Below are 16,529 nucleotides of genomic sequence, written 5' to 3' on the forward strand. Positions count from 1 at the left end.
ACTTCCTAAGAAGTTTTTAACTAAAAGTGTCTACCTAGGTTACCTGAGAAGAGTAGGAGACCGAGACAAACGAAGTGGAATGTAATGATAATTCCAAGGGCATGTGTGAATTTATTATTTGGCCAAAACTTATGTTTTTTGTTTTTTCGTTCAAAAATATCAAATGCAATAAACAAAATTGCATGATATAAGCCATACGTAATATAATACCACGTTAGTCCATGCCAAATTCCCATAATTCCAAAGTTTAAAAATGCACCGATATAAGAAATTGTATAACGGTTTTTAATTAGTTTTTTCTTTGTCGCAAAAAAGACAAAGCGCATATAAATAAAGTCGCGGAACCAAAATGATAAGCTCATGTGCCAGCGGTTCCAGAAGTCCTTAATATTACGACTTAAAAAAGGCTTGTTAAAGTTTTCAGGCGTTTTAATACCCATCATATAACTTACACCAATTACGAATGCGCTATATCCTGCAAAGTCAAAGAATAGATATAAACTATAAGAGTACATATCAGTCATAAATGAAATAAATGTAGCTTGTTTAGAAATTGCTGCATCCCAAAAATGATTTTTAATTAAGTACGCAATAATAAATTTGTAAAGAAAGCCCTGGAAAATACGATTGATTCCCGTATAAAGCATTACCTTATACTCATCAGCTGATGGTGGGTTCTCTACATCTTTTTGGAAGCGACGATATCGATCAATTGGACCTGTTGAAATTGCAGGGAAGAACAGAAGAAACTCCCAGAACTTAAATAGTGATATTTCTTTAATAAGTCCATCGCGAATTTCAAATATCATTTGTACTGCTCTAAATGTTACGTATGATATACCAAGAAATACGACTAATTTCATAGCTGGTATATCAAAAAATACGATTGATTTTAAAGCTGGTACAACAGGTGTAATTTTTACTAAGATAAGCGGTAAGATCGATAAAATAATAGCAGTGCAAAAGATACTTGTTTTGTTATCACGCTGTCGCAACGTTAAATATCCTTTAATTAAAACAAATTGCCAAATTGCAAATATTGCCAATGCAACAGCTTGTGTTGGTTTATCAGAAAAGATAATTGCCAACATAATAAGTGTTACAACTGCATTATATTTGCGCAGCATTTTCCCTTGTAACCCAGCAATGATGGTAGGGATAAGCAAAATGCCCACAATCACGAAAAAATAAAATGATGCATATGGGATCATGCTGTAACCTCACTCAATAATTTTTTACGGTCTACTTTTCCATTGGGTGTCATTGGAATAGAAGATTGATACATGAATTTTCGTGGAATCATGTAATTTGGTAATCGTTCATTGAGTTCCTTTTTTATAGCTGATGTTAATTTGAACTCTTTTTCAAAAGAATGTTCACCTGGAACAACAACCGCTAATAAGTAGTCGTATTTTTCACCCTTTTTAATTGGAAGTACCACAGCAGCTTCCACATACGAACATGAACGAAGGTGATGTTCAATTTCTTCTAATTCCATACGATAACCGTGTAGCTTAATTTGGAAATCAAGACGACCATTATAGAAAAGAAGTCCATTTTCTAAATAACCAGCGTCACCAGTTTTATAAGCACGTTCGCCGTCAATAACTGTGAATGCTTTTTCTGTTAATTCAGGGCTTCCTAAGTATCCAATACTTACACTCGGACCAACGATTACGATTTCACCCTTCTCACCATCAGCTGCAACAGTACCATCTTCTTTCATAATGATGATACGGCAATCTGATTTACAGTAACCGACTGGAAGAGATTGATATTTGTCTACTACTTCATTTGTTACATGAATACCAGTTACAGCAACAGTCGCTTCTGTTGGTCCATACGTATTCATAATAGTAGCTTTTGGGAAGCGCTCTAACAGTTTTCTTGCAACATCATTAGACAGTACTTCACCACAGAATAAGAATGTTTTCATGTTTGGAAGCATACCTTCTGAGAAAGATGGCTCCATTAAACACATTTCTGCAAAGGATGGTGTAGACGTCCAAACTTGTACATCTGATTGTTCTAAAGAAGCAAATAAATCTTTTGGACGTGCAATCATATCTTTATCAATTGCCCATAGTGTACCACCTGTTACTAATGACGGATAAATGTCCATAACAGATAAGTCAAATGAGAATGGCGCTTGGTTTAAAAAGACTTGTCCAGTTTGTAAGTTGAAATCTTCAACTGTCCATTTTGTGAAACTTACAAGACAATTATACGTAATTTGTACACCTTTTGGGTTTCCTGTACTCCCTGATGTGTAAATGATGTAGAAGTTGTCTTCACCCTGTACTGCATATTCAGGATTTGCAATGTTTCCTTTATGAGTAAGAAGAATATCTTCTAATTTCTTTCCATCAACAATCTGAACTGGTAAATCAGCCACTGTAACATCTGTTGGAGATAAAAGTAGCTTTGCACCAGAACTTTCTGCAATGCGCAGCACACGATCAGTCGGAATTGACACGTCTACTGGAATATACGCATGTCCAGCTTTGACACATCCTAAGAAACAGACTATCATTTCTGGCTGCATATGCCCGTATACCATAATTGGTGAACGATCATCTCCATATTGGGAAGAAATCCAATATGCTAATGCATCAGAATCTTCTTTTAATTGTCTGTATGTAATTTTCGCATCTCGCCAAACGAAAGCGGTTTGGTCAGGCGTTTCAACCGCCCACTTTTCGATTTGTTCTAATAACTTCATAACGCTCCCACCCTAAAATTCATTGTAAATAAATGTACTTGTGTTTGTATCTTGGAACCCATACAACCATAGTAAAGCAAGTAAAATCGCAAGGTAGTAACAAGTTTTTGCAACCCATTGCGTGAGTGGTTGAGACCATATTTCTTTTAATATTTTCATGTCTTTCCCCCTCTATAAAATAGTATCCGTATGTAAGTATCATATCCTACATCACTTTGAAAAACACAGAAATCCCACACTTTAGGGAAGTGTAAGGCAAAAAGGCTCTTTTCTGATAGTAGCACTAAATGTTAAAAAAGAAAATCCCTAACTTAACAATTATATTACATTCTAGATAGAATTGTAATTCCATTACAATTGAAAGAGGTAAGGTTATATTCCCTTTAACTAAAATCGCACATAAACTCTTGTTATACAAAGGGATACGGTCATTATGATGGAATAAGATTGTTAAAAATAGAATAAGGGGTTGAAACGAATGAAATCATCTCAAGTAGATTGGTTATTATATCTTTCTGAAGAAAATATTCGAATGTGGCGACGTTATTTACATCAGCACCCTGAATTGTCATTTCAGGAGAAGCATACAGCACAGTTTATATATGATACATTACACTCATTTTCTTATTTTAACTTAACAAGACCAACAGCATGTAGTGTAATGGCAAGACGAAAAGGAAAAGGTTCAGGCAATATTATTGCGATTCGAGCAGATATAGATGCACTTCCGATTCAGGAACAAACGATGAAGCCGTATGCATCTAGTGTACCAGGAGTTATGCATGCTTGCGGTCATGATGCACATACGGCAATTTTGTTAGGTGTAGCCGAGGCCTTAGTGAAATATGATGAAGAGTGGGGTGGAGAAATTCGTCTTTTGTTTCAACATGCTGAAGAACAATACCCTGGTGGAGGACAAGAGATGGTGGAAGCGGGAGTTATGGATGGAGTAGATTATGTCATCGGTCTTCATGTAATGTCAGGGCTAGGAAGTGGACAAATAGGAATTTCCTACGGACCAATGATGGCAGCACCGGATGTATTTACAATTGAAGTTAAAGGAAGAGGAGGACATGCTGCTCATCCGAAACAAACAGTGGATCCGATTGCAATAGGGGCACAAATTATTACGAATTTGCAACATCTTGTGTCAAGACGGACGGATGCGTTTGAACAACGAGTGGTATCGGTCACGCAATTTCATGCAGGAACAGCTGATAATATCATTCCTGAGACAGCAACGATTGTAGGAACGGTGCGTTGCTTTGAGAACACATTACGACAAGAATCTAAAGAAATTATTGAACAAATTGTGAAGGGGATTACAGCAGCGCATGATGCAACGTACTCATATACGTATCGTTACGGATACAATCCGGTAATAAATGATTCCTATGTAACAAAGGTAGTAGAAGATAGTGCCATTGAACTGTTTGGAAAAGAAAGTATTATCTCACTTTCCCCTTCTATGGGAGGCGAGGACTTTTCTGCATACTTACAAAAGGCTCCAGGTTGTTTTGTAAAGTTAGGGACGGGAAATGTAAATAAAGATACTTGTTATCCACATCATCATCCGAAATTTGATGTGGATGAAACGGCATTAATTCGTGGTGCACAATTATTTTTGCAAGCGGCAATGAAGCTATTAAAAGGATAAAGTAAATTAACAAACAGTGGATAGTTGAAATTATATTACGAGATAAAAAAAGGCAACTGCGAATATCGCAGTTGCTTCTATTTCTTTCCGTTAGAGAGGGTTAAGAAAGAACTATGCTCATTTATAATATATGTATGTCTTACGGACAAGCTTGTATCTTTTCATTAATTTTAAAAAAAAAAAAATATTGACTTTGATAATTATTATCAATTAATCTAATGTTATCTTTTTTATTGATAATAATTATCATTTTCATTCATTCCGTACTAAAGGAAATATAAAAAATAAGAGAATGAGATACATAATAAGGGGAGAGAGTAAAATGAGTAAGTTAGTAATGATTTTTGCAAGTATGAGTGGAAATACAGAAGAGATGGCAGATCATATTGCCGGGGCAATTCGCAAGGCTGGAAAAGAGATTGAAGTAATCGATATTATGACATCACCAGAGGCGTCTGTTTTAGAAGATTATGAGGGGATTGTATTAGGTGCATACACATGGGGAGATGGTGATTTACCAGATGATTTCTTAGATTTTTATGATGAAATGGATAAGTTGGATTTAACGGGGAAAAAAGCAGCGGTGTTTGGTTCTTGTGATTCTGCATATCCGAAATACGGGGCAGCTGTTGATATTTTAATAGAAAAGTTACAGGAGCGCGGAGCTAACGTTGTACTTGAAGGATTAAAAGTAGAATTAACACCAGAAGACGAAGATGTTGAAGCGTGCCTTCGTTTTGGTACAGAATATACAAACCACCTTTCTTAATGGCGTTTGAAGAAAAGAAATTAAGGGAAGACGTTTAGCGTATTCCCCTTAAAACATGTAGCAGTCGTTTTGTATTGTTTTCAATCATTTTTGAATCATTTGTTTCAAAACCATATACAAGGTCGTGCAGTATAGGATTATATTGATAAAAAGAGATAATCCGTTCAAAAAATGTTGTATCCGTTCTATTCGTTAAAGCAGTATATTCCTCGTATACTTCTAGTGTAAAGGCATGGCCGTAATCAGCGTATAATCCAGCAAAATCAAATGCGGGATCACCAATTTGTGCATCTCCTATATCAATGATACCAGCAATGTGCCTCAGGAGAGGATGAAATAAAATATGATTATGTGTTAAGTCAGCATGAATAACTGTTTGTGGAGAGGAGCTTGTATATAATTGCTCAAAAAATGTTTGAAATAGTGTATTCAATCGTTTAGTTTCTTCTATTGTAAATGTAGTAAACAGGTAATGTTTTAGTTTCATATATAGCTTCTTCCAATATTCAGTTGTTTGCTCAACCTGAAATCCCCACTCTTTTGCAAGTGTAATAGGAACTGTATGAAAAGCAGCAAGAAATGATGCAAGTTGTGTAACAATTTTCGTTTTTTCATTAATTGAGAGGTTATGTAAGTAAGATGGTTTAAATGGTTTACCATGAATTATTTTATAGTAACTGCAAACAGGAATTGTATCTGCTTTATTTTCATATAGAATATGATAGTTCGGTACTTCTATTTGTTGTGTTTGCAGCATAGGAGACAGTACTTCATATAATTGTTTTTCACGAGGAATTTTTTTCGCGTATTCAACTTTTCTAGGGAATCGAAATAACCATTCATCATTTATGAGAATAGCAACATTATCCCAACCGCTTTCATCTTGATGAAAGGAATGGATAGGCAAGTTCGGGAGTGTTTTTTGAATATATTGTATATAGTCTAAGTCTGTCATTTTTTCGCCTCTTTCGTTTAGTTATAAATAGAAAAGAAATCCCTAGCTAGGGATTTCTTTTCTTATCCCGTATTTAACGGATAATCTCACCTCAAGATGTAGGGTTGATTGAGAGGTGAGACAATTTTACGTAAAGATTGGTTCAATTAACTATCAGTGGAGGATGAAGAACCCGCACTGATGGAAGTTGAACTTTATAAATTCTCGTTTTGCTGCTGTATCTCCTTTTTACTCAAATCAAGATTTGCATTTTCGATAGCTCTATGTTTGTCTAAAGAATCTCCAGCGTATCCTTTTTGTGTTTTTATAACCCTTTTACTTGAACTTGCTGAGTTATTATTCATATGAATTCGTCCTTTCTTTTACTTAAAATATACGAAAGTAATAAGTAATAGTAGTACAGCTCCAAAAATGACAATGCCGACTAAAAACGTCATGTTAGAATAACGAGGTGATTTATGTACATCTTGACGATAACCGGGTGAAATTTCCGGTGCAAACTCTTCTTGATAAGATTGTTGTTCTTCCTTTTCGTCCACTGTTGCAACTCCTTTATGTTTTTTATCCCGCATTAACGGCCACCTCAAGATTCAGAGGGAAGCGAGGAAGATAGATGAGGGATAACTGCTGGCATGTGCCCGATTGGTTCAACTAAACCTCCACTGATGGAAGTTTCACTTTATTGATATGTTGCACGTTATAAGGAAGAAATATACTCTTAGTATGTTAAGCACTGGGCGAGAACCCAGCCGATAGATATGGATAATAGGAGAATCATAAGTCCGACAGCACGATTATCTTCTTCAATTGCTTGCTTAATACTGAAGCTCATTGTAACAAGTTCTGCAATGTAAAAAGCAATAATTTGCGTTACGATACCGATAGCACTCCAAATGATCATATCGATGAGTGAAACAGACTGAGCGATGGTTGCCCCCACTATAAACGTAAGGCCAAGTAATTTTCCGCCAATTGACATAGCTGCAGATACATTTCCTTTTGCAATTAATTGAAATTCCTTTACTTTTGTCGTCCAATCAAATAGAAGAAAACCGATACATAGTAAAGCAAGCCCTGTTCCAGCATATATAAAAAAATTTAGGAATAAATTCACATTGTTCTCCTTTCTTTTGTTAAAAATCCAATATTTACCTCGTATTATACATGAAATGAAAAAAATGCTTCTATAAAAATAGTGGGGAAATTATTTTTGGGAGATATTATAAAAATAGTTGTTTATATATTTGTATCCTATTATTATAATTTATATATATGATTTGTAGGAAAAAAGGTGTTCTTACTTAAAGAACCTTTTCTCCCGAAAAACATTATGTGAGTTTGAATCCATATGTAGCAGCAATTGCTTTATATGTTGTTTTTTTATTTGTGATGATTACAGTTGTTTCGACAGGAACTCGATCAAATAACCAATGTACGTCACTATTATACATGCGAATGCAACCGAGTGTTGTCCATTTTCCAATGGCGCTTGCATTATTAGTTCCGTGAATGGCATATGTTGTTCCTTTTGTTCCTTTGAGATTCAGACCGAGCCATCGATCCCCTAATGGGTTGCGTGAATCACCGCCAGGAATATTTTTGGCATAGTAGGGACGATTCTTAATTTTGTTGACAATATTATATTTTCCTAGGGGTGTTGGTGTGCTGCTTTTTCCAGTAGCAACTGTAAACTCTTTTACAAATTTACCTTTTTCATAATATGCCATCTTATTTGTCGCTACATTGACAATTAACAAATGTTCTTGCTGATATGTCTCTGCATCAGCTGCCTTAACAGGAAGCATAGAAGAAAAGAATAATAATAGTGCAATCGCAATCTTCCTCATATTAAATTAGTCTCCTTTATGTAAATATCAAAATTTATTATAGCTTTCTTTTATAAAGAATCCTATTACTTTTTTATTTATATACAAAATATTAAGGATATATAAAAAACCGCTATTTAGCGGCTTTTTAATGTAATATATTTTTGCTGTACTTGAAATAGACGAGCGAGTAAAAAGATTGCACCAAAAGCTAGTCCTAAAATGAGACCAATCCAATAACCTTTTGCAGCCAAAGTTGTATATGTTGCAAGTGTATAACCGAGCGGGAGACCTATTATCCAATATGCAACTAGTGTCATAACAAGTGCTACATTCACATCTTTATAACCGCGAAGTGCACCTTGTACTGGTGTTGCAATGGCATCAGAAAATTGGAATAAAATTGCAAACACGAGAAATTGTTTTGCTAAGTCGTGTACTGCAGAATCATTTGTATAAATAGAGGCAATATTGTCATCAAATAAAAACAGTAAGATAGAATATAACAGTGCGAAAGCTAGTGCTAATCCTATACCAATAAAGCTATAATGCTTGGCATCTTTATATCGGGAAGCACCGACTTCAAACCCGACAGAAATTGTCATTGCCATGGATAAACTGAGTGGTGTCATATATAAAAGAGATGCGAAGTTCATCGCAGCTTGGTGAGCAGCAATGGTTGTTGTGTCAAAATTACTCATAAATAATGTAACAGCAGCAAAAATACTTGTTTCAAAAAAGATTGCAAATCCAATTGGTACACCAAGTTTTAATAATTCTTTCCAGCTTGATATAGAGAGGCGATACAAACGTTGAAAGACACCATAAGAAGAGAAAGGCTCTTTCGTACGGATAATGACAATAGTGATAAGTAAAATACACCAATATGTCGATGTTGAAGCGATGGCAGCTCCAACTCCACCGAGTTTTGGGAAACCGAAATGACCAAAAATGAATATATAGTTCAAAATGATATTAATCGGTAAAGATAGTAAAGTGATAATCATTGTTGTGCGGGTTTTTCCTAAGGCATCAATAAAACAGCGGAGTACTGTATATACAAATAGCGGAATGATACCAAATGCGATAATGCTTAAAAATTGAGCAGCAATTTGGGCTACTTGTTTCTCTAAATGCATGGCATGTAAAATTGGTGAAACCACAAAAAATCCAATGATTATAACAATAACACTGACCAAGATTGCTAAGTATACGGCTTGTGTCACAACGTAAGCTACATTTTCTTTTTGTTTGGAGCCGATAAGGTGAGCAACAATAGGAGTTGTTGCCATTAAAATACCTGTTAATCCTGTACTAATTGGAAGCCATATACTTGTTCCAATTGCAACTCCAGCTAAATCAGTGGCACTTGCATGTCCTGACATCGTCGTATCGAAAAAACTCATTGAAAATAATGACATTTGTGTAACAAATATGGGGGAAAATAATAAGATAAATTGCTTAATTTTTTGTGAAATCGATGTAGTTTCTTTCATATATACTCCTTTCTAAAATACGAATAGGCCGTTTCAATCATACTATTGAATAGGAATTTAGAAAAGTAATATGTATCTATAACAACATTGGTGCATTTTGAATGAATATGAAAAAAACGATGCGTGTTTAGTGAAGATGAGGTATTATGATAAAGTATGAAAAAAGTATTATAAGGTATTAAGGAGGCACGGTCGTGGCTGATTGGTTAATTGGATTAATCATGGGTGCTGTTGAAGGGTTAACGGAGTTTTTACCTGTATCATCAACAGGGCATATGATTTTAACAGGGCATTTAATTGGATTTGAAGGCGATAAAGCAAAAACGTTTGAAATTGTTGTTCAATTAGGATCTATTTTAGCGGTTGTTGTTGTATTTTGGAAGCGATTATGGTCGTTAGTTGGAATTGGACGAGTAAAGCAAGGGCCATCGTTAAACTTATTACATATTATTATCGGTATGATTCCAGCTGGATTACTTGGTGTTTTATTACATGACAAAATTAAAGAGGTTTTATTTGGACCAGGTCCAGTTGTTATTAGTTTAATTGCTGGTGGTATCTTAATGATTATTGCTGAGAAATTCTCAAAGCCAAGCACAGCGAAAACACTTGATGACATTACGTATAAACAAGCGTTTACGATTGGGATGTTTCAATGTTTAGCATTATGGCCTGGTTTTTCTCGTTCAGGGTCTACAATTAGTGGCGGTTTGTTAGCGCGTGTATCTCATACAGCAGCTGCTGAATATACATTTATTCTTGCGGTACCAATGATGGTAGCTGCAACAGGTCTTGATTTAATTAAGAGTTGGAATGAATTAAGCGCAGCAGATATCCCATTATTTGCAACTGGATTTATTACTGCATTTGTGGTTGCTATGTTAGCAATTGTTTCATTCTTAAAATTATTATCTCGTGTGAAATTAACACCATTTGCATATTATCGTTTTATTATTGCCGCGGTGTTTTACTTCTTTGTTTTATAATAAAAAAACTGCCATTTGGCAGTTTTTTTATTTTGCTATTTTTTCAATCATATTTTCCATTACGTGCTCCCAAATGGAAGTATCAGAAGTTAATGTTTTACGAAATGCAGCATACATTTCTTTTTGCTTTTCTTCAAACTGTGGATCATCTTTTTCTGGTAATGTAGCGCGCATAGAAGTAACGAACTCTTGAACTTTTGGAGCGCGTGGCCCCCAAATATATTTTTCATTTCCTGCTGCGTCCATAAAAATGAAAATTGGAATCGCGCGTGCGGTACCATTTGTTAAATATTGATCCATCAATTCTAAGTTATCATCACGAATGAGTAGGCTCATCTCGATATTGGCAACTTCGCAAATGCGTTTCATAATTGGTACGCAAAGAAGGGCATCACCACACCAATCTGCTGTTAAAACGATAACGTTTAAACGATCGTTTTGATGTTGCTCTAAAACAGGAAGAAGTTCATTCGGAATTAAGAAATTATTATAAATATGTAGTAATTCGTGTTGATTCACCGTCATATCATTTACATATGCCTCAAAGGACATGCCTTTTTTAAACCATTGAAGTAATGTCATGTACTACACCTCTTTCTCTATTTGTTCATATTGTACCAAATATTTTACGGGAAAGCTGGTAAAGTTACTTTTATTGGTAATCCATATTTTGTCGAGTGTAAAAAGCTAGAACAATAAATTGAAACTTCCATCAGTGGAGATTTTCTTCATCCTCCCTACTGATGGAAAGCTCTCACCAATCGAGCTTTTACGGGCAGTTATCTCCCACCTATCTTCCTCGTTTCTCTGTGCATCTTGAGGTGGGGGGGTTACTGCCCGTTAATGCGGGATAAAATGAAAACAGGGTGCTTCTGTGCACCCTGTTTTCTTGCTGATAAAATTTACAGCATTTTATGAAAGCAACCTTTATCATCTATTACCAAGTAACTAAAAAAAGATACATGATTTTCCCAATAAAATGGATGACAAATTCCAAAAAGTACGTTAATATAGTTCATAATGTTTTTATTTAATCATATTAAATAAATAGAGGTGCTGTACAAAATGTCTAATAATCGCGAGTTGCTAATGGAAGATCTGTCTACGAATTTTTTTGCTATGTTTCGTACATTACGTAATGATATGGGCAAAATTTTCGGTGATTATATTCCATGGAATGAATTTATCGTGTTGCGTATTTTAAATCGGGTCCAAAAAGAAATGGTTTCCCATGTTGCGAATGAGCTGAACGTATCGAATAGCCACATTACGGCTGTTGCAGAAAAATTAATTAAAAAAGAACTTGTAACGCGTTCGCGCTGTACATCAGACCGTCGTGTTGTGTATTTGGAGATTCTTGATAAAGGGAAAGAATTAGTGGCTGAGATGGAAATGCGAAAGAAGGAATATTTCAAAGAGCGATTTTCTACTTTGTCTGAAGATGAAATGCAAGTCATGATTTCTATTTTACAAAAGCTAATTTAGTAAGAAATAGCATTCATATTTCATATTGTTAAATAAATGGTGGAAAAGTTAGGGAATCATATGATGCATTGAAGATAGTGAAGTGAAACTCCCATCAGTGGGGGGGCTTCATCCCCCATCTAGCTTCTTCGCTTTTCTCTGCATCTTGAGATGGGGGTCTTACTACCCGCGAATAGCGGGATAAATTCCAAACTAAGAAGCGGCCTTACTATGCAAAAGCCTTCGCAATCAATGCGAAGGCTTTTCATGTGTATTTAGAATGGAATGGAGCATACTAACAATATCATTATACAGAAGGGAAGAAAGAAGTATGTCAAGTCGTAATGGTAGTAAAGGAAGCGGGAATCAAGGAGCACCCAAAGTAGGGCAATATCAACAGGAGTTCGGCACAGAGTTTGTTACTGGTGATGATAATAAAGGGAAAGAATATCGCTCGAAAAAAGGGAGCAAATCAAGGAAGGAGTGAAGCATATTCACTTCTTCTTTATTATTAAATAAAGTGAAAGTTTTCACTAAACGGGTGTATGCCAGCAAATATTCCTCGCTTAACTGCTTTTTTTAGGATTTTGCTACGTAATTTTAATGCTCCACATGTAGAGGGATAAAAAAAAGCCATCTTGTCATTGCAAGATGGCTTAGGAAGGGGGGACAATTTCTGTCAATTTAAGCTAGGGATAGAAAGCTGTTCGAGACATTAGGGGATGTCTCATTATTAGGGAGGAACAGCTTCGATAGTTATACTATAAAAGATTGATGTGAATTCAATGTGAATTTGGCGTGAAAGAATAAGGAATTTTCTATTTTTTATACGAAAATAAAAGTTGAAATTCAAAAGAAAAAAGATTATGCTCAACTATGTATGGAGTATGGAGGACGGATTAAGGGAGTTAGTATTATGGAAATGATAGAAAAACGTGACTTGAATGATCGTTTTATACGATTAAGTCCACCACAAATTTTAGCGATTGGATTTTTTGCTTTAATTATTGTTGGCGGCATATTATTGAAATTACCGATTGCGACGAAAACGTCTATTAGTTGGGTTGATGCTTTTTTCACAGCAACATCAGCTGCGACTGTAACGGGCTTAGGTGTAGTAGATGTAAATAGTACATTTACCATATTTGGACAAGTTGTCATCATGCTTCTTATACAAACAGGCGGTTTAGGGTTAATGACAATTGCTATTTTAATAGTTTGGGTGCTCGGAAAGAAAATAGGATTACGTCATCGACTTCTTATTGGAGAAGCATTAAATCAAACGAATATTGGCGGACTTGTAAAATTAGTAAAACGAGTGTTTTTCTTCTCGCTTTGTATTGAATTCGTTGGAGTATTATTTTTATCCATTCGTTTTGTTCCTGAATTCGGATTGGGAAAAGGGCTATATTACAGCTTGTTTCACGTCGTAGCTGCTTATAATAATGCAGGATTTGCTTTATGGCCAGATAATTTAACGAGATATGTTGGAGATCCTATCATTAATATTGGTATTTGTTCTTTAATTGTAATAGGTGGTTTAGGTTTTACAGTACTAATTGATATATGGTACAGTCGAAGTTTTCGAAAATTAACACTGCATTCGAAAATCATGATTGTTGGTACAATTGCGTTGATTATTTTTTCAATGACTGTCATCTTTATATTAGAGTATAGTAATGTTAAAACATTAGGTTCTTTATCGTTAAATGAAAAATTGTGGGCATCATTCTTCCAAGGGATTACCCCTCGTACAGCTGGGTTTAATACAATTGATTATGGAAGTATGAATGAATCAACGTTGTTTTTTACGATGGTACTTATGTTTATTGGAGCCGGAAGTGTTTCAACTGGAGGCGGTATTAAGCTTACGACTTTTGTTATTTTAATTACATCTGTTATTTCATTTTTTAAGAAAAAAGAAGATGTTATTTTATTTCGTCGTACAATTAAAATGTCAACAGTGATGAGAGCTTTGTCGATTGTAATTGCAAGTCAATTTTTAATTTTTGTAGCAGTATTTGTACTTATGCTTACTGAAAACTTTAGCTTTATTGAATTGTTGTTTGAAACGGTTTCAGCCTTTGGAACAGTTGGATTATCAATGGGAATTACAGCTGATTTATCAGCTTTTGGGAAATGTGTGATTATGTTTGTTATGTTTTGTGGGTTAATTGGACCATTAACACTTGTGTTTTCACTTGCACGGCCAGCAAAACAAAAAATTCGTTATCCATCTGAGGATGTGTTTACAGGATAAGGTATCTCGCGAAAAGCGAGATACCTTTTATTATGTTCCGTGATGAAAAATTGTCTGGAAGATCCTAATTGATGGAAGTTTCACTTTATACCGCACTAACGGGCAGTAAGATCCCACCTCAATATTCAAAAAAAAGCAGAGAGATGGGAACAACTGCCCATAAAAGCTCGATTGGTTCAACTAACCATCAGTAGAAGATAAACCTTCCTCTACTGATGGAAGGTTCACTTTATTACGTAAAAAGAGAGTACAGCAAGCTGATAATAGCTGCTCGAAATATTAGTGCAACAATCGCAGTTATGCCGCCCATTACTGCTGCAATTCCACCTGTAACAGTGGCACCACGGTTATAGGCATATATGCCAATTAGGACAGCAAGAAGTCCAAAGAGTACTGGGAAAACGAATAAAGCTAAGACTGCAAGGGCAAGAGCGATAAATCCTGCTGTTGCTCCCCCTGTTTTTGTTGTTCCTTCTTCTCTTCCATCGTAAGGCACACCATTAGGTGCAATTTCAGCTGCGTATTCTTCTTCAAAATGGTCTTCGTTTTCTCTATAACGTTCTTCATGTTTATCAGTCATTATAATATCTCCTTTCATAAAGAGCTTCATGTTTAGTATGAACTGCTTTTATTTTTTTATCCTCCATTTCGCGGGCAATAAAATCCTCACGTCAAGATTTTGAGAAAATAAAGAAGAAACATGGAAGATAACTGTCGTAAGAGTGCGATTGGTAAGAGCTTTCCAGCAGTGGGGGATGAAGAAAATTCCCCCTGATGAAAGTTTCATTTCATGAGATAGTTAAATTACAAAAGTTGGTATGTCTTCCGCGTTTTTGGAAACGATAAAAAGGAATTGATAGGAAAAAGAGGTGGTTTTGTATGACACAACATCCAATTGAAAACTTAATGAAAACAGCAATGACAAACTTAAAAGAAATGGTGGATGTAAATACGATTGTTGGAAAGCCAGTATCAACAGCTGATGGGAATGTTATTTTAACCGTTTCAAAAGTTGCTTTTGGTTTTGGTGCAGGTGGAAGTGATTTTAAAGGAAGTGGACAACCACAAGAGGGGCAGAACTTACATCCATTTGGTGGTGGAAGTGGTGCAGGGGTTTCGATTAACCCTGTTGCGTTTTTAGTAGTTGGGGCAAAAGGAATTCAGGTTATGCACTTACATAGCGGTACACATCTTGTAGAAAAAGCATTGGAAGCAGTACCTAATGCAGTGCAGCGGTTAGTAAATAAGAGATAGCGGAACGCTTGCATTTTAAGGAAATTATGATATAGTGGATGAAGTGTGTTTAAAAATTATACGAATATAAAGTAAATGACTATATAAAGAATTAGGATTTAAGAAGAACAAGGGAGAGGTATAAATGATTAACATCAAGAATTTTGTTGTCGGTTTATGTATGTTAGTGAGCGGATTTGTTATATATGTATTAAAGGAAAAAGCACAATTTTAACAAACAGGCTTACTAAGCGGTCTGTTTTTATTTTGACAAAAGTATTGACATTTTTATCGAAAAGAAGTATAATTGATATTCGTGTCTCGGTTACAGCTAGTATATATTGGTTATTCCTTACTTATACAAGTCTCTAGTTTGCTAAAGATCGGGCAATGATGCCAACAACTTTAGTGATCGTGTATATGATGAATTGTATTTGTAAGCTGTACACGTACTAGTGTATAAGGAGCGGTCGTTGGAACCGCAATGATGAAAGAGAGGCAGGGCTTTCATCCAGTATATGTTACTTTCCCGTTAATTAAATATAAAAAAGAAGGCGCCTTTTTGTAAAAGGTAGCCTTCTTTTTATTTTATCCGCTATTTGCGGGCAGTAAGACCCCCACCTCAAGATGCAGAGAGAAATCAGAAAGAAAGGTAGGGGATAACTGCTGGCATGTGCCCGATTGGTTCAACTAACCATCAGTGGGGGATGAAAAAACACTGATGGAAGTTTCACTTTATCTTAAACGAAACGGACATGTTAAGGAAGTCTTGTAATATGAAACAGCCCGTAAGAGCCCGATTAGTGGGGCTTTTAATCAGCAGGGATGAGGAAGACCCCCGCTGATTAAAATTTCACTTTATTGAATTCTACTTTCAACTTGTTGACAAACTTCTTCAGCTGTTAAGCCGCTTGCATCGATAACAGATCCCTTTATCGCAGCGTTGCTAATCCCCGCTACGTTAGAATCCAGCCCGGTTACAACGCAGCAGTTACATCCTTGAACGTCACTTTCAGATTGCAATGAGACTACTTCATGCCCTTTTTGTTCTAATGCTTGTTTTACGTTCGTTAAAGAGTCTTCTACTCCAATTTTCGCCATGTCATTCACCTCCTGCCATCTAGTAATATGTTCCTTTTTCGGAAGAATATTCACTAATTA

General features: G+C 35.6%; 20 protein-coding genes. 8 read left to right on the forward strand and 12 right to left on the reverse strand.

All coding sequences use genetic code 11. The features are described from left to right. Positions 1–20 precede the first annotated feature (20 nt). Genes dltB through NKR74_RS06760 form a run of 3 tightly spaced genes read right to left on the reverse strand, consistent with a single transcriptional unit; the run spans position 21 to position 2,881 of the window. A complete protein-coding gene (gene dltB, locus NKR74_RS06750) occupies positions 21–1,211 on the reverse strand; it encodes a D-alanyl-lipoteichoic acid biosynthesis protein DltB (RefSeq protein WP_253629055.1) in 1,191 nt (396 codons plus the stop codon). After that, positions 1,208–2,722 carry a D-alanine--poly(phosphoribitol) ligase subunit DltA gene (gene dltA / locus NKR74_RS06755; RefSeq protein ID WP_098309538.1) on the reverse strand — a complete coding sequence of 505 codons (1,515 nt, stop codon included), beginning with the start codon at positions 2,720–2,722 and terminating at the stop codon, positions 1,208–1,210. Before dltA ends, dltB begins: the two co-directional genes overlap by 4 nt. Positions 2,723–2,734: 12 nt before the next feature. Beyond that, the gene (locus tag NKR74_RS06760) at positions 2,735–2,881 is read right to left on the reverse strand and encodes a teichoic acid D-Ala incorporation-associated protein DltX (RefSeq protein WP_098309537.1); all 147 of its coding nucleotides are present in this window, start codon (positions 2,879–2,881) and stop codon (positions 2,735–2,737) included. A gap of 319 nt (positions 2,882–3,200) precedes the next feature. On the opposite strand from NKR74_RS06760, the gene NKR74_RS06765 reads away from it, so the two are divergent. Both NKR74_RS06765 and NKR74_RS06770 read left to right on the forward strand, forming a co-directional pair. Beyond that, complete coding sequence (locus tag NKR74_RS06765; RefSeq protein WP_253629056.1) at positions 3,201–4,379, forward strand: M20 metallopeptidase family protein; 1,179 nt, start codon at positions 3,201–3,203, stop codon at positions 4,377–4,379. A gap of 322 nt (positions 4,380–4,701) precedes the next feature. Continuing rightward, the gene (locus NKR74_RS06770; protein ID WP_098309535.1) at positions 4,702–5,148 is read left to right on the forward strand and encodes a flavodoxin; all 447 of its coding nucleotides are present in this window, start codon (positions 4,702–4,704) and stop codon (positions 5,146–5,148) included. Between the two features lie 34 nt (positions 5,149–5,182). Here NKR74_RS06770 and NKR74_RS06775 read toward each other — a convergent pair whose 3' ends face one another. From NKR74_RS06775 to NKR74_RS06800, 6 genes are all read right to left on the reverse strand, one after another. Further along, positions 5,183–6,103: an aminoglycoside phosphotransferase family protein gene (locus tag NKR74_RS06775; RefSeq protein ID WP_253629057.1), complete on the reverse strand. Its 921-nt coding sequence runs from the start codon at positions 6,101–6,103 to the stop codon at positions 5,183–5,185. A 194-nt stretch (positions 6,104–6,297) separates the two neighbouring features. Beyond that, positions 6,298–6,447 (reverse strand): hypothetical protein, encoded by a 150-nt coding sequence (locus NKR74_RS06780; protein ID WP_195933936.1) that lies wholly within the window; start codon positions 6,445–6,447, stop codon positions 6,298–6,300. An 18-nt stretch (positions 6,448–6,465) separates the two neighbouring features. Further along, positions 6,466–6,642, reverse strand: coding sequence for a 2-isopropylmalate synthase (locus NKR74_RS06785; RefSeq protein WP_098309585.1), 177 nt, complete (start codon positions 6,640–6,642; stop codon positions 6,466–6,468). Positions 6,643–6,821: 179 nt separating this feature from the next. Next, a complete protein-coding gene (locus NKR74_RS06790) occupies positions 6,822–7,217 on the reverse strand; it encodes a DUF350 domain-containing protein (protein WP_098309532.1) in 396 nt (131 codons plus the stop codon). Positions 7,218–7,431: 214 nt separating this feature from the next. Next, positions 7,432–7,950, reverse strand: coding sequence for a L,D-transpeptidase (locus NKR74_RS06795; protein ID WP_098309531.1), 519 nt, complete (start codon positions 7,948–7,950; stop codon positions 7,432–7,434). Positions 7,951–8,066: 116 nt separating this feature from the next. Next, complete coding sequence (locus NKR74_RS06800; protein ID WP_253629058.1) at positions 8,067–9,425, reverse strand: MATE family efflux transporter; 1,359 nt, start codon at positions 9,423–9,425, stop codon at positions 8,067–8,069. Between the two features lie 194 nt (positions 9,426–9,619). Between NKR74_RS06800 and bacA the strand changes: the two genes are divergently transcribed. Beyond that, complete coding sequence (bacA, locus tag NKR74_RS06805) at positions 9,620–10,411, forward strand: undecaprenyl-diphosphate phosphatase (protein ID WP_098309529.1); 792 nt, start codon at positions 9,620–9,622, stop codon at positions 10,409–10,411. A 27-nt stretch (positions 10,412–10,438) separates the two neighbouring features. Here the strand turns inward: bacA and NKR74_RS06810 are convergent, their stop codons facing one another. Beyond that, positions 10,439–10,993, reverse strand: coding sequence for a thioredoxin family protein (locus tag NKR74_RS06810; RefSeq protein ID WP_098309528.1), 555 nt, complete (start codon positions 10,991–10,993; stop codon positions 10,439–10,441). Between the two features lie 483 nt (positions 10,994–11,476). Here NKR74_RS06810 and NKR74_RS06815 point away from each other — a divergent pair, with 483 nt between their 5' ends. From NKR74_RS06815 to NKR74_RS06825, 3 genes are all read left to right on the forward strand, one after another. Then, positions 11,477–11,896: a MarR family winged helix-turn-helix transcriptional regulator gene (locus NKR74_RS06815; protein WP_141525048.1), complete on the forward strand. Its 420-nt coding sequence runs from the start codon at positions 11,477–11,479 to the stop codon at positions 11,894–11,896. Positions 11,897–12,206: 310 nt separating this feature from the next. Next, on the forward strand, positions 12,207–12,362 hold the full coding sequence (locus tag NKR74_RS06820) for an imidazoleglycerol-phosphate dehydratase (RefSeq protein ID WP_098309527.1): 156 nt from the start codon (positions 12,207–12,209) through the stop codon (positions 12,360–12,362). Positions 12,363–12,791: 429 nt separating this feature from the next. Beyond that, entirely contained in the window at positions 12,792–14,135 is a 1,344-nt protein-coding gene (locus NKR74_RS06825; protein ID WP_098309526.1) for a TrkH family potassium uptake protein, read from the forward strand. Between the two features lie 232 nt (positions 14,136–14,367). Here the strand turns inward: NKR74_RS06825 and NKR74_RS06830 are convergent, their stop codons facing one another. Continuing rightward, entirely contained in the window at positions 14,368–14,715 is a 348-nt protein-coding gene (locus NKR74_RS06830) for an imidazole glycerol phosphate synthase (RefSeq protein ID WP_098309525.1), read from the reverse strand. A gap of 299 nt (positions 14,716–15,014) precedes the next feature. Between NKR74_RS06830 and ytfJ the strand changes: the two genes are divergently transcribed. Both ytfJ and NKR74_RS06840 read left to right on the forward strand, forming a co-directional pair. After that, positions 15,015–15,389, forward strand: coding sequence for a GerW family sporulation protein (ytfJ, locus tag NKR74_RS06835; protein ID WP_098309524.1), 375 nt, complete (start codon positions 15,015–15,017; stop codon positions 15,387–15,389). Between the two features lie 124 nt (positions 15,390–15,513). Beyond that, positions 15,514–15,603 carry a phosphoribosyl-ATP pyrophosphatase gene (locus tag NKR74_RS06840; protein ID WP_098309523.1) on the forward strand — a complete coding sequence of 30 codons (90 nt, stop codon included), beginning with the start codon at positions 15,514–15,516 and terminating at the stop codon, positions 15,601–15,603. A 623-nt stretch (positions 15,604–16,226) separates the two neighbouring features. Here the strand turns inward: NKR74_RS06840 and NKR74_RS06845 are convergent. Next, on the reverse strand, positions 16,227–16,469 hold the full coding sequence (locus NKR74_RS06845) for a YkuS family protein (protein ID WP_098309522.1): 243 nt from the start codon (positions 16,467–16,469) through the stop codon (positions 16,227–16,229). Positions 16,470–16,529: the final 60 nt, after the last annotated feature.

Source organism: Bacillus sp. 3103sda1 (genome assembly GCF_024159135.1).
In the GTDB taxonomy this organism is placed as follows: Bacteria; Bacillota; Bacilli; order Bacillales; family Bacillaceae_G; genus Bacillus_A; species Bacillus_A rhizoplanae.

Bases quoted from the DNA above. Each gene is read 5' to 3' on its own strand.
- dltB (WP_253629055.1), bottom strand. From the start codon at position 1,211: ATGATCCCATATGCATCATTTTATTTTTTCGTGATTGTGGGCATTTTG.
- dltA (WP_098309538.1), bottom strand. From the start codon at position 2,722: ATGAAGTTATTAGAACAAATCGAAAAGTGGGCGGTTGAAACGCCTGAC.
- NKR74_RS06760 (WP_098309537.1), bottom strand. From the start codon at position 2,881: ATGAAAATATTAAAAGAAATATGGTCTCAACCACTCACGCAATGGGTT.
- NKR74_RS06765 (WP_253629056.1), top strand. From the start codon at position 3,201: ATGAAATCATCTCAAGTAGATTGGTTATTATATCTTTCTGAAGAAAAT.
- NKR74_RS06770 (WP_098309535.1), top strand. From the start codon at position 4,702: ATGAGTAAGTTAGTAATGATTTTTGCAAGTATGAGTGGAAATACAGAA.
- NKR74_RS06775 (WP_253629057.1), bottom strand. From the start codon at position 6,103: ATGACAGACTTAGACTATATACAATATATTCAAAAAACACTCCCGAAC.
- NKR74_RS06780 (WP_195933936.1), bottom strand. From the start codon at position 6,447: ATGAATAATAACTCAGCAAGTTCAAGTAAAAGGGTTATAAAAACACAA.
- NKR74_RS06795 (WP_098309531.1), bottom strand. From the start codon at position 7,950: ATGAGGAAGATTGCGATTGCACTATTATTATTCTTTTCTTCTATGCTT.
- NKR74_RS06800 (WP_253629058.1), bottom strand. From the start codon at position 9,425: ATGAAAGAAACTACATCGATTTCACAAAAAATTAAGCAATTTATCTTA.
- NKR74_RS06810 (WP_098309528.1), bottom strand. From the start codon at position 10,993: ATGACATTACTTCAATGGTTTAAAAAAGGCATGTCCTTTGAGGCATAT.
- NKR74_RS06815 (WP_141525048.1), top strand. From the start codon at position 11,477: ATGTCTAATAATCGCGAGTTGCTAATGGAAGATCTGTCTACGAATTTT.
- NKR74_RS06820 (WP_098309527.1), top strand. From the start codon at position 12,207: ATGTCAAGTCGTAATGGTAGTAAAGGAAGCGGGAATCAAGGAGCACCC.
- NKR74_RS06825 (WP_098309526.1), top strand. From the start codon at position 12,792: ATGGAAATGATAGAAAAACGTGACTTGAATGATCGTTTTATACGATTA.
- NKR74_RS06830 (WP_098309525.1), bottom strand. From the start codon at position 14,715: ATGACTGATAAACATGAAGAACGTTATAGAGAAAACGAAGACCATTTT.
- ytfJ (WP_098309524.1), top strand. From the start codon at position 15,015: ATGACACAACATCCAATTGAAAACTTAATGAAAACAGCAATGACAAAC.
- NKR74_RS06840 (WP_098309523.1), top strand. From the start codon at position 15,514: ATGATTAACATCAAGAATTTTGTTGTCGGTTTATGTATGTTAGTGAGC.
- NKR74_RS06845 (WP_098309522.1), bottom strand. From the start codon at position 16,469: ATGGCGAAAATTGGAGTAGAAGACTCTTTAACGAACGTAAAACAAGCA.